This window comes from Mycobacterium sp. 4D054, assembly GCF_052245755.1.
Lineage (GTDB): Bacteria > Actinomycetota > Actinomycetes > Mycobacteriales > Mycobacteriaceae > Mycobacterium.
Map to the genome: position 1 here is coordinate 1 of NZ_JBQQCF010000007.1, position 16,062 is coordinate 16,062.

The following is a 16,062-nucleotide window of genomic DNA, read 5'->3' on the forward strand; positions in this document are numbered from 1 at the left end:
CACCGGCTGGACCACCACCAAAAACGCCAAGAACCAGACCGAATGGCACCCACCACCAGGGCTCGACGCCGGCCAACACCGCACGCAGCTGGTCAATGGCTACCACCACCCCGAACACCACCTACTCCCCGAAGATGACCAAGGCCCGTGAGAGACGAAGGCCCGCCATCGCCGAGGCACATGGACGGCCAAGCCTCTGCAGAAGGCGCTGGCCGTGAAATGCATTGATAGCCAGGTGAACTGCGGTCCAGCGACCAGGATCACACCGGCCGCGGAGCGGTGGCATAGATTACCTAAGTTGTCGTAGACAACTGTCAACGAAGTCTTTAGTCTCGTGGAATGACCGAACGCGGCCGAAGTGCCGACCCACGCGCCGAACGGGTCCACACCCGACTGCGTGAGGCCGCGTTCGCGCTCGCGCACGAGTATCCCGTCGAGGCGATCACCGTCGGCGATCTCGTTGCCCGGGCCGGGGTCAGCCGTCAGGTGTTCTATCGGCACTTCCGTGACCGCGACGACGCGGTGGCGCAAGCTTTCTCGCATGCGTTCGGCACGATCGCCCAAGTCGAGCACGACGACGCCCGCGCACGGATCCAGGACCTCTTCGGCTTCGCGGCCCGGCATGAACGGTTGTGCCGCCACGTCGCCTCCAGCACCGTGCACCAGCACGTGCTGGCCGCCTACCGCGACGCACTGTTGACGCCTTGCCGCCAGATCTCCGAACAGGGCATGACAGTCCTGGACATCGTGTCTGACGTGCCTGCCGAGTCGGTCACCCGGTTCCTGGTGGGCGGGCTCATGGAGGTACTGCGGTCCTGGATGGAAGACGACCACGTCACCGATCTCCGAGCCCGGGTCAGCGCGGCTCTCGACACCGTCGACGCGCTGCTGGGCATCTCCTCACCGACGAAAGGCTCCACCCATGGGTAGACATCACGTCCCCGAAATCCCGCCGGTGCGTGATCGTTCCGCATTGCGCATCACCGTGCTGGCTCTGACCGCCTTGACGGTTTTCGTGCTCGCCATGGTGGCCAGTTATGCCGGGGCATTCGCGAAACCGACGTTGCGTCACATGACCGTCGCCGTGTCGGCGCCCCAGCCGATCGTCGACGGACTGCGTGCCCAAGATGTGCTGTCGGTCAACGAAGTCGGCGACGCCGCCGCAGCCAGAGCCCAGGTGTACGAGCGCGTTGCCGACACCGCGTTTTCGGTGACCTCCGATCACCAGCTGACCGTCTACGTCGCCGGCGGCGGTGGCCGCAGTACCGCGGCCGCCGCCGAGAGCGTCGGCCGCGCTGCCGCCGAACGCGCCGGCCTCACCACCGTCGTCGAGGATGTCGCCCCGACCACCGCCGCCGACCCGTCGGGCACCGTCGAGTTCTACGCGGTGATCTTCCTGTCGATCGGCGCATCGCTGGGTGCGGCGCTCCTCGGCCGGCTGATGGGCAGCGTCCGCACACCGGCCACCTTCGCGTTGCGCACAGCGTCGCTGGCCGTGTTCTCGACGGTGCTCGCCGGTGTCGTCACCGCCTACGTCGGGCCGGTGCTCGGTGCCCTCACCGGGCACACCTGGCAGGTATTCGGCGGGCTGTGGCTCTATGCGATGGCAGTCGGTGGTGCGATCACCGGCGTCGCGGCCGCCTTCGGGTCCGCCGCTTCGATCGCGCTGGGAGTCTTCCTGGTGGTCGTCGGCAACGCGGCCGCCGCCGGTCCGGTCGGCCGGCCGCTGCTGTCGAGTTTCTACGCCACGTTGACCGCCGTGGTGCCGCAGGGCTCCGGTGTCTCGCTGCTGCGCAGCATCTCCTATTTCGGCGGCAACGGCGCGGCCACTCCCCTGGTCACGCTGGGGATCTGGGCCGGCGCCGGCTGTTTTCTCGCAGTTGCCGCCATCGCCGCGCGGCTGAATTATCGTGCCTGGTATGAGCGCCGAGCCGGGCACCGCCGAGCCGTATTACGACCTCGGCTCCTTCCATCGGCCGACTGACACCCCATCGCCCGCCGCCCAGGTCTGGTTCGACCGCGGCATGGTCTGGTCCTATGCGTTCAACCATGAAGAGGCGATCCGCTGCTTCGAGCGCGCCCTCGAGTTCGACCCCGACTTTGCGCTCGCACACTGGGGCATCGCCTACGCCGTCGGCCCGAACTACAACAAGGGCTGGGAAGCCTTCGACCCGGTGGATCTCGCGGCGTCGCTGCAGCGGGCGCGGACCGAACTCGGCTTGGCCGCACACGGCCGGGCGACGGCCGTCGAACGCCGTTTGATCGCCGCGCTGACCGCCCGCTTCCCCACCGAGGACCCCGCTGACGCCGAGGCGCTGCAGGCTGGGCACAGCGCCTACGCCGACGCGATGTCGGCTCTCGTCCAGGACTATCCGGACGACATCGACGTGGCCACGCTGGCGGCCGACGCGTTGGTCAACGTGACCGCGTGGGCGTTGTGGGACAGCCGGACCGGTCAACCGGCACCCGGGTCGCGGGTGGTGGAGGCCAAACGCATCCTCGACGACGCGCTGGCCACCCCGGCCGGGCGTGACCATCCCGGCGTTCTGCACCTCTATCTGCACACCATGGAGATGTCGGCGACTCCCCAGGACGCGTTGCCCGCAGCGGACCTGCTGCGTGGACTGGTGCCCGACGCCGGCCACCTGCGGCACATGCCAAGTCACATCGACGTGCTGTGCGGCAACTACCACGACTCGGTGACGGCGAATGTGGCTGCGACGACGGTCGATCAGCGCTTCGTCGAACACCGGGGCCCGTTGAACTTCTACTCGCTGTACCGGGCGCACAACCTGCACTTCATCGTGTATTCCGCGATGTTCGAAGGCAATTCGAGGGTGGCGCTGCAGGCCGCCGACGAGCTCGCCGGCCAGCTGACCCCCCAATTGCTGGCCATCGACTCGCCGCCGATGGCGGACTGGCTGGAAGCGTTCGTACCGTTGCGGGTGCACGTGCTGGTGCGGTTCGGCCGCTGGAGCGAGCTGATCGCCACGCCGCTGCCCGACGACCCCGCGCTGTACTGCACCACCACGGCCACCATCCACTACGGGCGCGGGGTGGCGCACGCCGCGAGCGGCCACCCGGACCGGGCCGCCGCCGAACGGGAGTTGTTCGCCGCTGCCTACGACCGCATCCCGGAGACCAGATATCTGTTCAACAACACCAGCCGCGATATCCTGGCCGTCGCAGCGGCGATGCTGAACGGCGAGATCGATTACCGCGCAGGACGATTCGATGACGCCTTTGCGCATCTGCGACGCGCGGTCGACCTCGACGACAACCTGCCCTACGACGAACCGTGGGGCTGGATGCAGCCGACCCGGCACGCCCTGGGCGCCCTGCTCCTCGAGCAGGGCCGGGTCGAGGAAGCCGCCCAGGTGTACGCCGCCGACCTCGGGCTGGACCCCACGCTGAGCCGCCCCTGCCAGCACCCCGGCAACGTGTGGAGCCTGCACGGATACCACGAATGCCTGACCCGGCTCGGCCGCGGAGCCGAAGCGGCCATCATCGGCAAACAGCTCGAGCTGGCCTCCGCCCGCGCCGACGTGCCGATCGAAGCGTCCTGCGCCTGCCGGCTGTAGGCGCACTGCTGCGACTGACTCAGGCGAACGCGACACGTCCGGGCCGCAAGTGCACCAGTCCGACCGTAGACTCCGGCTGTGGCGGTCACCGACGACGACCTGGCTTTCCTGCGCCGATGTGTCGAACTCGCCCGCGAGGCGCTCGACGACGGGGACGAACCTTTCGGTTCCCTGCTTGTCGATCCTCAGGGTTCGGTCCGGTTCGAAGACCACAACCGGGTCAAGGACGGCGACGCCACCCGTCATCCCGAGTTCGCGATCGCCCGCTGGGCGGTGGCGCACCTCACCCCCGAGGAGCGGGCCCGCTGCACAGTGTACACCTCAGGCGAGCACTGCCCGATGTGTGCCGCGGCGCATGCCTGGGTAGGCCTCGGGCGCATCGTCTACGCCGCGTCGGGGGCGCAACTGTCCCGATGGCTGCAGGAATGGGCCGCGCCAGCGCCACCGGTCGCGGCGCTGCCGATCACGGCCGTGGCGCCGGGGGTGGACGTGCACGGACCGGCCGAGGAGTTGACCGAGGAGATGAAGGCGTTGTACCAGAGGGCGTTTCGACCGTGACCGACCATCGCTCACGCGAGGAGCCGAAGTGACCGATCCCGGCTGGGTGGAACACGTCATCTGGTGGCAGATCTATCCGCTGGGGTTCGTCGGCGCCTATCCGGCCGACCCTGCCCCGGGACCGGACGGGCACCGGTTGCGCCGGGTCGTCGACTGGCTCGACTACGCAGTCGAGCTCGGTGCGTCCGGGGTGGCGCTGGGCCCGGTGTTCGCGTCGCGCACCCATGGTTACGACACCACCGACCACTACCGCATCGACCCGAGGCTCGGTGACGACGAGGACTTCGACCACCTGGTGGCCGAGGCCGGCAAGCGCGGACTGCGGATTCTGCTCGACGGGGTCTTCAACCACGTGGGCACCGAGTTCCCGCGCTACCGCGAGGCCCTGGCCGGCGGTGACCGGTCGTGGTTCCGCGCCCGGGGCGACGGGTTCGCCACGTTCGAGGGGCACGACGGGCTGATCGCACTGAACCACGGCAACGCCGAGGTCATCGACTACACCGTCGAGGTGATGGCGCACTGGCTGGACCGCGGCGCGCACGGATGGCGGCTCGACGCCGCGTACGCCACCCCGGACCGGTTCTGGTCGCAGGTGCTGCCGCGGGTGCGGCAGCGGCACCCCGACGCGTGGATCGTCGGCGAGGTCATCCACGGCGACTACCAGGCGCGGGTGCGTGACTCAGGGTTCGATTCGGTTACCCAGTACGAGCTGTGGAAGGCCATCTGGAGCAGCCTCAACGACGGCAACTTCCACGAGCTGGACTGGGCACTGACCCGGCACAACGAGTTCCTCGACAGCTTCGTGCCGATGACGTTCATCGGCAACCACGACGTCACCCGCATCGCCAGCCGGCTCACCGACCCCCGGCATGTCGAGCAGGCGCTGGTGCTCCTGCTGACCACCGGCGGCACCCCCAGCGTCTATGCCGGCGACGAGGTCGCCTACCGCGGGGACAAGGAGGAGAGATTCGGCGGCGACGACGCCGTCCGGCCCGAATTCGGTTCGCCGTTCGACGGAGTCGGCGAGCACGGGCACCAGATGTTCCGTTCACATCAGCACCTGATCGGATTGCGACGCCGGCACGCGTGGCTGCATACCGCCAGGACCACGGCGCTGCGTGTCACCAACACCGGATACGTCTACACCTCCCGTCACGGCGGTGACGAGCTCGTCGTCGCGCTCAATGTCGCCGACGATCCGCTGCCGGTGCCGCTCGCGGACTTCGGGATCGGTCGTGCCGAGGTGGTCGCAGGGTCCGGCGCACCGCCGGCCGAGATCGTCACCGACACCGCGGTGCCGCCGCACGGCTGGCTGATTCTGGCGCCACGGTAAAGGTCAGCCGAGCAGCTCCAGCGTCGCGGGATCTTCGTGGCCGTCGTAGAACGCGTCGAGCACGGTGCGGAACACCCCGTCCCCACCGGCCCGGGCGAACAGCGTCATCGACGACCGCACCTTGAGATCGTCGGGATGTCCGAGAATGGTTGTCGCCGAACGCCCTTGGTGAGTCATCAGTAGCGTCGCGCACTCGCGCAGGCGCGGACCGAGCACCGGATGGCTCAGGTAAGCCCCGGCCTCCTCCAGCGAGGAGATACCGTATCGCTGCGCGGTGGCGCTGCGGCCGAGGCCGCGCAGCTGCGGGAAGATGAACCAGATCCAGTGCGAGCGCTTGCTTCCGGCGCGGAGTTCGGCCAGCACCGCGGGGTAGACCCGCTGCTGTGCGGTCACGAAACGTTCCAGATCGAACGGGTCATCGGAATCGGCCATCGTCTTCTCAGGCTGGCACGCCGGGGTCCGCTCATCAACCTGCGGTGAGTCCGGCCCGAGTCGCAATCGTTGCCCAACCGCGATATGGGTTCGCCGTGTCGGGGCGGTATGGGCTCAGTTCCAACGTGTTTCATTACGACTGCAAAGCGACGGCAATTTTGCGAGCTGTACGAGACTTGATGAGAAAGGTGGGTTGGTTGCCGTTATGAAGTTCACAGAGAAGTGGCGGGGTACCGCAAAAGCGGCGATGCGCAGGGTGGCGGTTGCCGCCCTGGCCGCCGTTGCGATGCCCGGGCTGATCGGCTTCGCCGGGGGTTCGGCAACGGCAGGAGCATTCTCCCGTCCTGGTCTTCCCGTCGAATATCTCGACGTGTTCTCCCCGTCGATGAACCGCAACATCCGCGTCCAGTTCCAGGGCGGTGGGCCGCACGCGGTCTACCTGCTCGACGGCCTGCGCGCCCAGGACGACTACAACGGCTGGGACATCAACACTCCCGCGTTCGAGTGGTTCTACCAGTCCGGCCTGTCGACCGTCATGCCCGTCGGTGGCCAGTCCAGCTTCTACAGCGACTGGTACCAGCCGTCGCGGGGCAACGGGCAGAACTACACCTACAAGTGGGAGACGTTCCTGACCCAGGAACTGCCCGCGTGGCTGGAGGCCAACCGCGGGGTCTCGCGCACCGGCAACGCCGTCGTCGGCCTGTCGATGGCGGGCAGCGCGGCGCTAACCTACGCGATCTACCACCCGCAGCAGTTCGTCTACGCCGGTTCCCTGTCGGGCTTCCTGAACCCGTCCGAGGGCTGGTGGCCGATGCTGATCGGGCTGGCGATGAACGACGCGGGCGGCTTCAACGCCGAGAGCATGTGGGGCCCGTCCTCTGACCCGGCGTGGAAGCGCAACGACCCGATGGTCAACATCAACCAGCTGGTGGCCAACAACACCCGCATCTGGATCTACTGCGGCACGGGCACCCCGTCGGACCTGGACTCGGGCACCCCGGGCAACAACCTGATGGCCGCTCAGTTCCTCGAAGGGTTCACGCTGCGGACCAACATCAGCTTCCGTGACAACTACATCGCAGCCGGCGGCACCAACGGTGTCTTCAACTTCCCCACCTCGGGCACCCACAGCTGGGGGTACTGGGGTCAGCAGCTGCAGCAGATGAAGCCGGACATCCAGCGGGTCCTGGGGGCTCAGGCGACAGCCTAGCCACCCACCCCACACCCAGAGAGCCTGCCGTTTCCCCCGAGCGGCAGGCTCTCTGCCGTCGGGTCACCGGTCATAGCCGTGTCCGGACGTCGATGTCCTCGCCGAACTCGTCGAGCATCGCGTCGGTCAGCGTCGGTCGGGTCTCGGCGATCGCGGCCAAGTAGTCGGCGGTGCACGCAGGTTCGCCGCGCCGGTGTTCGATCTCACGCTCGAACGCGCACTGGGCGCCCTTTCGGGCCGCGAATTCGATGTCAGCCGGGGTGAACATGTGAGTGGCCTCGACGAGCTCGTCGACAGCGACGGTGGCGGCGTTGACACCGAGGTAGCGATTCCAGATCGCCGTGCGCGCGGCGTCATCCGGCGGACCGACCGGGATGATGTAGTCGAATCGGCCGGGACGTAGAAACGCCGAGTCCAGGGAGCGCACCGAGTTCGTCGCGCAGATCAGCAGCCGCTCGTCGTGCTGACGGAATGTCGGGATCAGTTTGAGCAGCTCGTTGGTGACCCCGTGGGCGGGGTCAGACGGGATCCCTGAGCGCGATCCCGCGATCTCCTCGACCTCGTCGATGAAAACCACGGCGGAGTCGAGTTCGTTGAGGTTGGTGAACACCTCCCGCAGCGCGGTGGGCATCGCGACGTCCGGGGCGGCCAGCCGGGAGGGGAAGATCTCGACGAATGGCCAGCCCAGGCGGCCGGCAACCGCTTTGGCGAAACTGGTCTTTCCCGTTCCCGGCGGACCGAACAGAATGACGGCCTTGGGCGGCGACACGCCGTATCGCTCCGCCAGATCCGGCTGGGCCAGCGGCAACACGATCCGGCGCTCGATCAAGCGCTTCTCCGTTTCCATGCCCGCCATGCCCTCCCACAGCCCCGGACCCATCAGCTGACCGCCCAGCGCGGACAGCAGGCCGGCATCTGAGGCCCCGACGTGATCGATCTTCTCGAAGAAGCACAGGTCGGAGCGTTCGGTGTATCCCGAATTGCGCAGCGCGGCGGTGCCCGTGGCCTCGGCATGCAACAGTCCACTGATGCGTCGCGCTCCCAGCGTCCGTAGCCGCACCTCCAACTCCGCGATCAGCGCGCTGCCGATGCCGCGGCCACGCCACCGCTCGCTCAGCGCCATCATCGAGATCCAGGCCCGATCACCCGTGACCTGCGCGACGGCCATACCCACAAGTTGATCGCCGACGACCGCGACGACGGCTGGCTGCCCCGAGCGGGCGGCCGCGATCACCTCCGAGACCGGGAAGGCCGGCGGCGGTTCCCCCGGTTCGCGGCTCTGGTCCCAGACCGAGATCGCCCGGTCGAGGTCGTCGTCGTGGAAATCGCGCAAACGCCATGGGGGCATACCGCACAGATCTACCCGGGCACGTGCCGCACGGCATCACCCGTGCGGGTGGTCAGGCCGGGGGCTGGCTCGGGGCGGGAACAAAACCACCGCCCACAAGGTTGAGCGCATAAGGTTCAACTTTGGAGGTTTAGTGCCTGAAGCTATACATACGCCGGGGGCCGTGCCGGTCCTCTTCGCAAGCGAGCCGATCGTGCTGCCCGGCATGGTGGTGCAGATCGAGCTCGACGACGCCGCGCGTGCCGCGGTGGATGCCGCGCAGGCCAGCGAGACCGGCAAGCTCTTGATCGCACCGCGGCTGGACGACCGATACCCCACCTCCGGCGTACTCGCGTCGGTGGTGCAGGTCGGCCGGGTTCCGGGCGGCGGAGCGGCCGCGGTGGTGCGGGGTGAGAAGCGTGCCCACATCGGATCCGGGACCACAGGCCCCGGCACCGCGCTCTGGGTGTTCATCGAGGAAGTGGCCGAGGCGGAAGCCACCGACGCCACCAGGGCGCTCGCCGCCGAATACAAGAAGCTGCTGCTGGCGATGCTGCAGCGCCGTGAGGCCTGGCAGATCGTCGACGTGGTCAACAAGATCACCGACCCGTCCGCGCTCGCCGACACCGCCGGCTACGCGTCGTATCTGAGCGACGTGCAGAAGCGGGAGTTGCTGGAGACCGCGGATGTGGACGCCCGGCTGCGTCAGCTCATCGACTGGACCGGGTCCCAGCTGGCCGAGGTCGAGGTCAACGACAAGATCGCCGAGGACGTCCGCGCCGGAATGGACAAGCAGCAGAAGGAATTCCTGCTGCGCCAGCAGCTGGCCGCGATCCGCAAGGAGCTCGGCGAAGGCGAGCCCGACGGTTCCGATGACTACCGGGCCCGGGTGGAAGCCGCCGACCTGCCGGAGAAGGTGCGCGAGGCCGCGCTGCGCGAGGTCGGGAAGCTGGAAAGGTCCAGCGAGCAGAGCCCCGAGGGCGGTTGGATCCGCACCTGGCTCGACACCGTGCTGGACCTGCCGTGGAACGTCGTCACGGAGGACTCGTCCGATCTGACGATGGCCCGAGAGATCCTCGACGCCGATCACCACGGGCTCGACGACGTGAAGGACCGCATCGTCGAATACCTGGCTGTGCGGGCCCGCCGCGCTCAGCGCGGAATGTCCGTCGTCGGCGGTCGCGGCTCCGGTGCGGTGATGGTGCTGGCCGGTCCGCCCGGTGTCGGCAAGACGTCGCTCGGTGAGTCTGTCGCCCGCGCGTTGGGCCGTAAGTTCGTGCGGGTCGCCCTGGGCGGTGTGCGCGACGAAGCCGAGATCCGTGGGCACCGCCGCACCTATGTCGGCGCGTTACCCGGCCGGATCGTGCGGGCCATCGGCGAGGCGGGATCGATGAATCCCGTTGTGCTGCTGGACGAGATCGACAAGGTCGGCTCCGACTACCGGGGCGACCCGGCGGCCGCACTGCTGGAGGTGCTCGATCCTGCGCAGAACCACACGTTCCGGGACCACTACCTGGATCTGGATCTGGATCTGTCCGACGTGGTGTTCCTGGCCACGGCCAACGTGATCGAGAACATCCCGCAGGCACTGCTCGACCGCATGGAGCTCGTCGAGATCGACGGGTACACCGCCGATGACAAGCTCGCGATCGCACGTGACTTCCTGCTGCCGCGACAGTCCGAACGGGCCGCGCTGACCACTGACGAGGTCACGATCACGGAGGCCGCGCTGCGCAAGATCGCCGCGGACTACACCCGTGAGCCCGGTGTGCGGCAGTACGAACGGCTCCTGGCCAAGGCGCTGCGCAAGGTCACCACCCAGCTGGCGGCGCGCGTGCGAGGAGCACAGGAGGGTTCCGAACCCGGGCCGATCGTCGTCGACGAGCCGGATCTCGTCGAGTACCTGGGCCGTCCGCGGTTCTTGCCGGAATCGGCCGAACGCACGGCGGTGCCCGGCGTCGCGACCGGGCTGGCGGTCACCGGCCTGGGTGGCGACGTCCTCTATATCGAGGCGGGCGCCACTGACGGAGAGCCAGGGTTGCAGCTGACCGGTCAGCTGGGCGACGTGATGAAGGAGTCCGCGCAGATCGCGCTGTCCTACGTCCGCTCGCACGCGGCGCAACTCGGCGTCGACCCGAAGGCGCTGGACCGCCGGATCCATGTGCACGTGCCCGCGGGCGCGGTGCCCAAGGACGGTCCGTCGGCCGGCGTGACGATGGTGACGGCGCTGGTGTCGATGGCCACCGGTCGGCAGGTGCGCGCCGATGTCGGCATGACCGGCGAGGTCACGCTGAACGGGCGAGTGCTGCCGATCGGCGGAGTCAAGCAGAAGCTGCTGGCTGCGCAGCGGGCCGGATTGTCGACGGTGTTCATCCCGCACCGCAACGAGGCCGACCTCGACGACGTGCCGGCCGAGGTGCTCGAGGCGCTGGACGTGCGGCCGATGACTGACGTCGCCGAGATCGTCGCGCAGGCCTTGGCGCCGGCGGGCGACACGCAGGTGGCCGCCGCCTAGGGCGGCCACCGGCGGGGGTTTCCGCGGGGTGGATTCGGGAAAGCCGTGCCGGCATGGCCACGTCGGCACAGGAACAACTCGTCGAGCGTCTACTCGGCCGCGCCGGAACCACGTACGCCGAGGAGGCCGGGATCCGGCTGCGGGACAAACCGATGCCGCTGTTCCAGCTGCTGTTGCTGTGCATGCTCGCCAGCAAGCCGATCGACGCCGCCATCGCCACCCGGGCGGCCCGCGAGATGTTCCGCGCCGGGCTGCGCACCCCGCGTGCCGTGCGCGACGCCGAGCGGTCCGCGCTGATCCATGCGTTCGGACGGGCCCGCTACGTCCGCTACGACGAGAGTTCGGCCACCCGTGCGGTCGACATCGCCACGATGATCGACCAGGACTACGCGGGCGACCTGCGGCGGATGGCCGTCGCCGGCGGCCGTGACCCCGACAAGACCAAGCACCTGCTGACCCGGTTCAAAGGCATCGGCGACACCGGCGCCGACATCTTCCTGCGCGAGATCCAGGACACCTGGACCTGGGTGCGGCCCTACTTCGACGATCGGGCGGTCACCGCGGCGGCCGCGCTGGGACTGCCGCGCGACCCGGACCGGCTGGCGGCGCTGGCGCCGAGGCGGGCCGCGAACCTGGCCGCCGCGCTGGTGCGGGTGTCACTCGACGGCGAACTGCGTGACGAACTGCGATGAGCGACCGCCGGGCATGGCAGGCTTGGACACCGACATGCATCCCCTTCTCCGCGCCACGCTGCCCGTGCTCGTCGTCGCCGGCGCCGCCTGCTCCGGTCCGACCGTGATCACCACCGACGACGGAACCCGGCCCCCAGCTCCCGCTGCGCCGTCCCCGACCTCGACCACCAGACCCAGCAATGCCCACCTGGCCAACGCCCACGACTTCCTCGCCGAGGTCGACGGCCGGACCGGTTACTACTTCACCTCCCCGAGCGGGCGGTGGGAGTGTGCGATCGTTCCCCGCGTGCGGGCGGGTTGTCAGAACGCGCAGAACGCCGCGAGTATCGGGGTCAGCGCGGCACCCGAGGAGGTACCCGGCGACGACGGCGAACCCGGCACACCGAACGCCGTCGTGGTGGACCGCGACTCCGACCCGGGTTTCATCGCGCTGGAGGCGCCCGCGTTCGGCCTCGACTCCGAGCCGGCGACCGCGCTGCCGTTCAACCGGATCCTCGCCGCGGCCGGATTCCGGTGCAATGTGCAAGAGGCGACCGGTATTTCGTGTCTCTCTGAGACCAGCGGCAAGGGTTTCACCTTCTCGGCGGACACCTACGTGCCGCGGTACACCGATGTGCCCGCCAACGCCCCGTGACCAGGGTTACCCCATGCCTATTCCAGCGACGCAGTACCGTCCGGGTGCACCCGCACCGCGACGCCGGCGATGTCCTCACGCACCGTGACCTCGGCGCCTGCAGGGTCGGTGATCACCGCCAGCGCCCGGGCGTCGTCGGGCGTGCGCACCGCCAGGAACGCTTTCTCCGGTGCGCCGTCGCGGTCGACCGGTGTGGTCCAGGACTCGACGGTGCCGACCCCGGTCCACTCCACCGCGGCGCGGCGGGTCGGCTCCCGGTCGACCTCGGATTGCACGTCCTGCCAACGAAATTCATGTGACGGCGGCTCGGTGCCGTACACGCCGAAGCTGTGCTTGGTCAGGTAGCCGCCGTTGGCGGTGATCAGGCCGCGGAGTCCGGGTTCGGCGGCGAGCCGCTCGGCCATCGTCGCGATCGAGTGGGTGACGTAGTTGTTCCACGGCCCGCCCGCGAACGTCAGGCCGCCGGTGACCGTCAGCGGCCGCGCCGGATCCCCGACCGGCAGGCCCAGCTCGGCGGCGGCCACCTGGACAGCTGACGGGAAGCACGAGTACACGTCGATCAGGTCGATGTCGTCGACGGTGGTGCCGGCCAGTTCCAGCGCCCGCCGGCCCGCGATGCGGATGGCCGGCGAGGTGTGGAACTCGGCCCGCTCGGCGATGGCGTAGGTGTCGTGGGAGTCCGCTCCGGCGTAGGGGAAAACCCAACGCTCGGTAGGGATCTGGAGATACCGGGCCTTCTCGGCCGAGGCCAGCATCAGCACCGCCCCCTGATCGACCATGTTGTTGGAGTTCATCAGCTTGGTGTACGGCCAGCTGATCATCCGGTTCTTCGGCGACGGCTGCCAGATCTCCTCGGCGGTCAACGCGTCGCGGCTCCACGCATGCGGATTGTCCGCGGCCACCGCCGAGAACTGCGACCACAACCCTCCGATGCGCCTGCGATGCTCGTCGGGTGATTCCCCGGCGGCGATGCGCACCGCCTGCTCGAACATCGGGTAGACGTAGGCCGGTCGGTCCAGGTTGATCCGCATGTCGGACGGGCCCGCCATCGGCACGCCCTCGTCGGCCCCTGGCGGCACCGGCACCGATTCGTCCTGCTTGGTCCACGCCGGTTTGCGGCCCGCGGCGCGCAGCCGGGTCCGGGTGCGCCACGTCTCGGCGCCGGCGATCAGCACCACGTCGGCCCGGCCCTGCTGAATGTCCCGGCACGCCAGGTTCACCAGGGTCTGCGGCACGTTGCCCCCGATGCCGGTATAGCGCGTCGTCGCCTTGTCGGCCCCGATGCGTTGCGCCAGCAGCAGTCCGGGGTCGCGGTAGCGCCAGGACAGCAGGTTGACGACGCGGACCGCGTCGACGGCCTCCAGGACCCGGGGGTCGGCCGCCTCGCGGGCCGCCGCGGCCATCAGGTCGATGGGCTCGACGCCGGGATCCTCCTCGCGCTGGTTGACCTGGCCGTAGCCGACGAGGACGGGCGTCCTGGGATCGATGGGCATCTAGGCGGGGGCCTTTCGCTCAATGGGCTGATGGGTGAACAACGCGCCGGCGGCGACCAGGTCGTCGACGTGCGCGGGGGTCATGCCGAGCACGTCCCGGCAGATCTCGGCGGTGTGCTCGCCCGGCATGGGAGCCGGGCCCGAACCGGCGCGTGGGATCCGGGCCAAAGGCGCCGGCGCGGTCTCGGCCGGCATCACCGGCTCGACCAGCGGATGGGTCATCGGGCGCAACAGCTTCCGGGCCCGGATCTGCGGGTCGGCGAGAACATCGGCCGCGCGGTACATGGGCGCGGCGGGGATTCCCGCCTCCTGCAGGCGCCGGGCGACGCCGATGTTGGTGCGGCTGCGGGTCCACCGCGACACCGCGTCGATGAGTGCGGCTCGGTCGTCGGGCAATCGCGGGATCCCGAGCAGGTCCGCCAGCGTCGCACGGTGTGCCGCGGTGCGCAGCGAGATCACACACCACTCGTCGTCCCCGGCGCACGGGAACACCGCGTCCATGTCCTCGCCGAGACGGACGGGAAGGCCTGCACCGGTAGCCGTTTCGACAGCGAAGTGTTCGGCCAGCTGACTCATCGCGGCCTCGGCCTGGGAGATGTGGACATGACCGCCGGTCCCGCCGGTCAACGCGCGCCGGATCAGGGTGGCCAGCGCGGCGATCGCGGTGAGCCTGCCGACGAGGTGGTCGGGAAAGACCGTGGTCGCATCGTAGGTCGCGCCGGGCGCCGCATCCGGGGACGTCCACAGCCGCGTGACGCCCGAGGACGCCCGGACCAACGGCCCGTAACCCATCCGCGCGCTCCACGGACCGCGATCGCCGAACGCGCTGCTCTCGGCCAGCACGATGCCCGGATTGAGCGCCCGCAGCCGCTCGTAGCCGAAGCCCAGGGAGGCAAGGGTGCCGGGCCGGAAGTTCGCGAACACCGCGTCGGCGCCTCCGACGAGGCGGCGGAACACCGCCGCGCCGGCCGGGTGGCGCAAATCGAGCCCGAGGCCGCGCTGGTTGCGGTGCGCGAGCGCCCACGACCGGCTCATCAGCGTCCCCGGCGTGGTCTGGCGTAACCCGTCCGGATAAGCCGCGCTCTCGATCTTGATCACGTCGGCGCCGAAATCCGCGAACAGCCGGCCCAGCTCACCGCCGGCCACGATCACCCCGAGATCGAGGATGCGCAGTCCCTCGAACGGACGGGCGCCGGCGGCTCCGGACGCCGGCGCAGGCTCGACCCGGTGCCGCCACTCGGCGATCTCGACGGACTCCGGCCCGTGCCGGTACCCGTGGTGCATGCCGTCCACCACCAGCGCGCCCCCCGGCCTGGCCCTGCGCGACGAGCTCGGCCCTGGTCTGGGTGGCGAACAGGGCGCCGATGGCGGCGTTCAGCGTGCGCGACGCGGCATACCTGGCGGCGATCGTCTCGAACTGCGGTCCGGCGAACTCCTCGGGCCGCCCCAGCCAGTCCCACATACTCCGCCACTGCCGCGGCGACAGCAGGCACAGCCGCACCTGCCCGTCACGGCATTCGACGATCGGGTAGATCTGCTGGTTACGTGGCCGTCCACGCCACAACCGGTCGGGCGACTTCACGCCGACCACGGCCTGGCCCTCGGTGCCGAACGGCGGATCCAGCGCCTGCACGACGGCCTCGAAGCGCGAGGCGTCGATGAATTCTCCCCTGCCGCAACGCAATCTGTCGAAGTACGCGACCAGTGCGGCCCAGGCCGCCTGCGCCGCCGCGGTGCCCGACGCGACACCGCGAGGGGGCAGCACCGGCGTTCCCGTTGTCGGTCCGGTCCGCGAGAGCGCCGAGGACATCGCGTAGAGCACCGCGTCGGTGGCGCGCCACCGTGCGTACGGACCGGTGGTGCCGAAGTCGGTGACCGACACGACGACCAGGTGCCCGAACCGTGCCGCCAGTTCCTGCCCCGACAGTCCGAAAGCCGCTGCGATGCCGTCACTTCCGGATTCGGCATGTCCCGACTCCACGACGATGTCGGCCGCGGCAGCGAGGTCCGTCAGCCGTCGGCGGTCCGCGCCGCTGCCCGGATCCAGCCGGACGCATCGCTTGTTCGCGTTGTTCACGGTGAACCCGACCCCGACGCCGTCGACCGCCGGCGCGGCGGTCCGGGTCCTGGACCCACCCGGGGGTTCGATCTTCAGCACGTCGGCGCCGAGGTCGGCCAGGATGCGGCTCACGGCGTCGGCGTCCCCGGACGCCAGGTCGAGCACGCGCAGCGACGGCAGCAACGCACCCTCGGACATCCGAACACGATAACGGTGCGCAAAAGATTA

At 69.4% G+C, this 16,062-nt stretch carries 12 protein-coding genes and 2 pseudogenes; 10 read left to right on the forward strand and 4 right to left on the reverse strand.

The features are described 5' to 3' along the window. The 6 genes and pseudogenes from ACTWP6_RS07565 to ACTWP6_RS07590 all read left to right on the forward strand — a co-directional run. Positions 1 to 151, forward strand: a pseudogene (locus tag ACTWP6_RS07565) (HNH endonuclease signature motif containing protein); the annotation flags it as partial. 188 nt (positions 152 to 339) lie between these two features. Continuing rightward, positions 340 to 930 (forward strand): TetR/AcrR family transcriptional regulator, encoded by a 591-nt coding sequence (locus ACTWP6_RS07570; RefSeq protein WP_260752747.1) that lies wholly within the window; start codon positions 340 to 342, stop codon positions 928 to 930. Beyond that, the gene (locus ACTWP6_RS07575) at positions 923 to 1,984 is read left to right on the forward strand and encodes a hypothetical protein (RefSeq protein WP_443187266.1); all 1,062 of its coding nucleotides are present in this window, start codon (positions 923 to 925) and stop codon (positions 1,982 to 1,984) included. Before ACTWP6_RS07570 ends, ACTWP6_RS07575 begins: the two co-directional genes overlap by 8 nt. Then, positions 1,920 to 3,581, forward strand: a complete 1,662-nt coding sequence (locus ACTWP6_RS07580; protein ID WP_443187267.1) for a tetratricopeptide repeat protein — start codon at positions 1,920 to 1,922, stop codon at positions 3,579 to 3,581. Before ACTWP6_RS07575 ends, ACTWP6_RS07580 begins: the two co-directional genes overlap by 65 nt. Before the next feature lie 78 nt (positions 3,582 to 3,659). Next, on the forward strand, positions 3,660 to 4,139 hold the full coding sequence (locus ACTWP6_RS07585; protein ID WP_260752744.1) for a nucleoside deaminase: 480 nt from the start codon (positions 3,660 to 3,662) through the stop codon (positions 4,137 to 4,139). A gap of 28 nt (positions 4,140 to 4,167) precedes the next feature. Beyond that, the gene (locus tag ACTWP6_RS07590) at positions 4,168 to 5,472 is read left to right on the forward strand and encodes an alpha-amylase family glycosyl hydrolase (protein ID WP_443187268.1); all 1,305 of its coding nucleotides are present in this window, start codon (positions 4,168 to 4,170) and stop codon (positions 5,470 to 5,472) included. A 3-nt stretch (positions 5,473 to 5,475) separates the two neighbouring features. On the opposite strand, the gene ACTWP6_RS07595 is transcribed toward ACTWP6_RS07590, so the two are convergent. Further along, positions 5,476 to 5,904 (reverse strand): DUF1810 domain-containing protein, encoded by a 429-nt coding sequence (locus tag ACTWP6_RS07595; protein ID WP_443187269.1) that lies wholly within the window; start codon positions 5,902 to 5,904, stop codon positions 5,476 to 5,478. Positions 5,905 to 6,109: 205 nt separating this feature from the next. Between ACTWP6_RS07595 and ACTWP6_RS07600 the strand changes: the two genes are divergently transcribed. After that, positions 6,110 to 7,114: an esterase family protein gene (locus ACTWP6_RS07600; RefSeq protein ID WP_260752740.1), complete on the forward strand. Its 1,005-nt coding sequence runs from the start codon at positions 6,110 to 6,112 to the stop codon at positions 7,112 to 7,114. Positions 7,115 to 7,184: 70 nt separating this feature from the next. Here ACTWP6_RS07600 and ACTWP6_RS07605 read toward each other — a convergent pair whose 3' ends face one another. After that, positions 7,185 to 8,462, reverse strand: coding sequence for an ATP-binding protein (locus ACTWP6_RS07605; protein WP_260752736.1), 1,278 nt, complete (start codon positions 8,460 to 8,462; stop codon positions 7,185 to 7,187). Between the two features lie 163 nt (positions 8,463 to 8,625). Here ACTWP6_RS07605 and lon point away from each other — a divergent pair, with 163 nt between their 5' ends. Genes lon through ACTWP6_RS07620 form a run of 3 tightly spaced genes read left to right on the forward strand, consistent with a single transcriptional unit; the run spans position 8,626 to position 12,282 of the window. Then, positions 8,626 to 10,956, forward strand: coding sequence for an endopeptidase La (gene lon, locus ACTWP6_RS07610; RefSeq protein ID WP_443187270.1), 2,331 nt, complete (start codon positions 8,626 to 8,628; stop codon positions 10,954 to 10,956). Positions 10,957 to 11,009: 53 nt separating this feature from the next. Further along, positions 11,010 to 11,648: an endonuclease gene (locus ACTWP6_RS07615; RefSeq protein ID WP_443187271.1), complete on the forward strand. Its 639-nt coding sequence runs from the start codon at positions 11,010 to 11,012 to the stop codon at positions 11,646 to 11,648. A gap of 13 nt (positions 11,649 to 11,661) precedes the next feature. Continuing rightward, complete coding sequence (locus tag ACTWP6_RS07620; RefSeq protein ID WP_443187272.1) at positions 11,662 to 12,282, forward strand: hypothetical protein; 621 nt, start codon at positions 11,662 to 11,664, stop codon at positions 12,280 to 12,282. 17 nt (positions 12,283 to 12,299) lie between these two features. Here the strand turns inward: ACTWP6_RS07620 and ACTWP6_RS07625 are convergent, their stop codons facing one another. Further along, positions 12,300 to 13,775, reverse strand: coding sequence for an acetyl-CoA acetyltransferase (locus tag ACTWP6_RS07625; protein ID WP_443187273.1), 1,476 nt, complete (start codon positions 13,773 to 13,775; stop codon positions 12,300 to 12,302). Then, positions 13,685 to 16,032 (reverse strand): annotated as a pseudogene (locus tag ACTWP6_RS07630) (CoA transferase). The gene ACTWP6_RS07625 and the pseudogene ACTWP6_RS07630 overlap by 91 nt, the downstream one beginning before the upstream one ends. Positions 16,033 to 16,062: the final 30 nt, after the last annotated feature.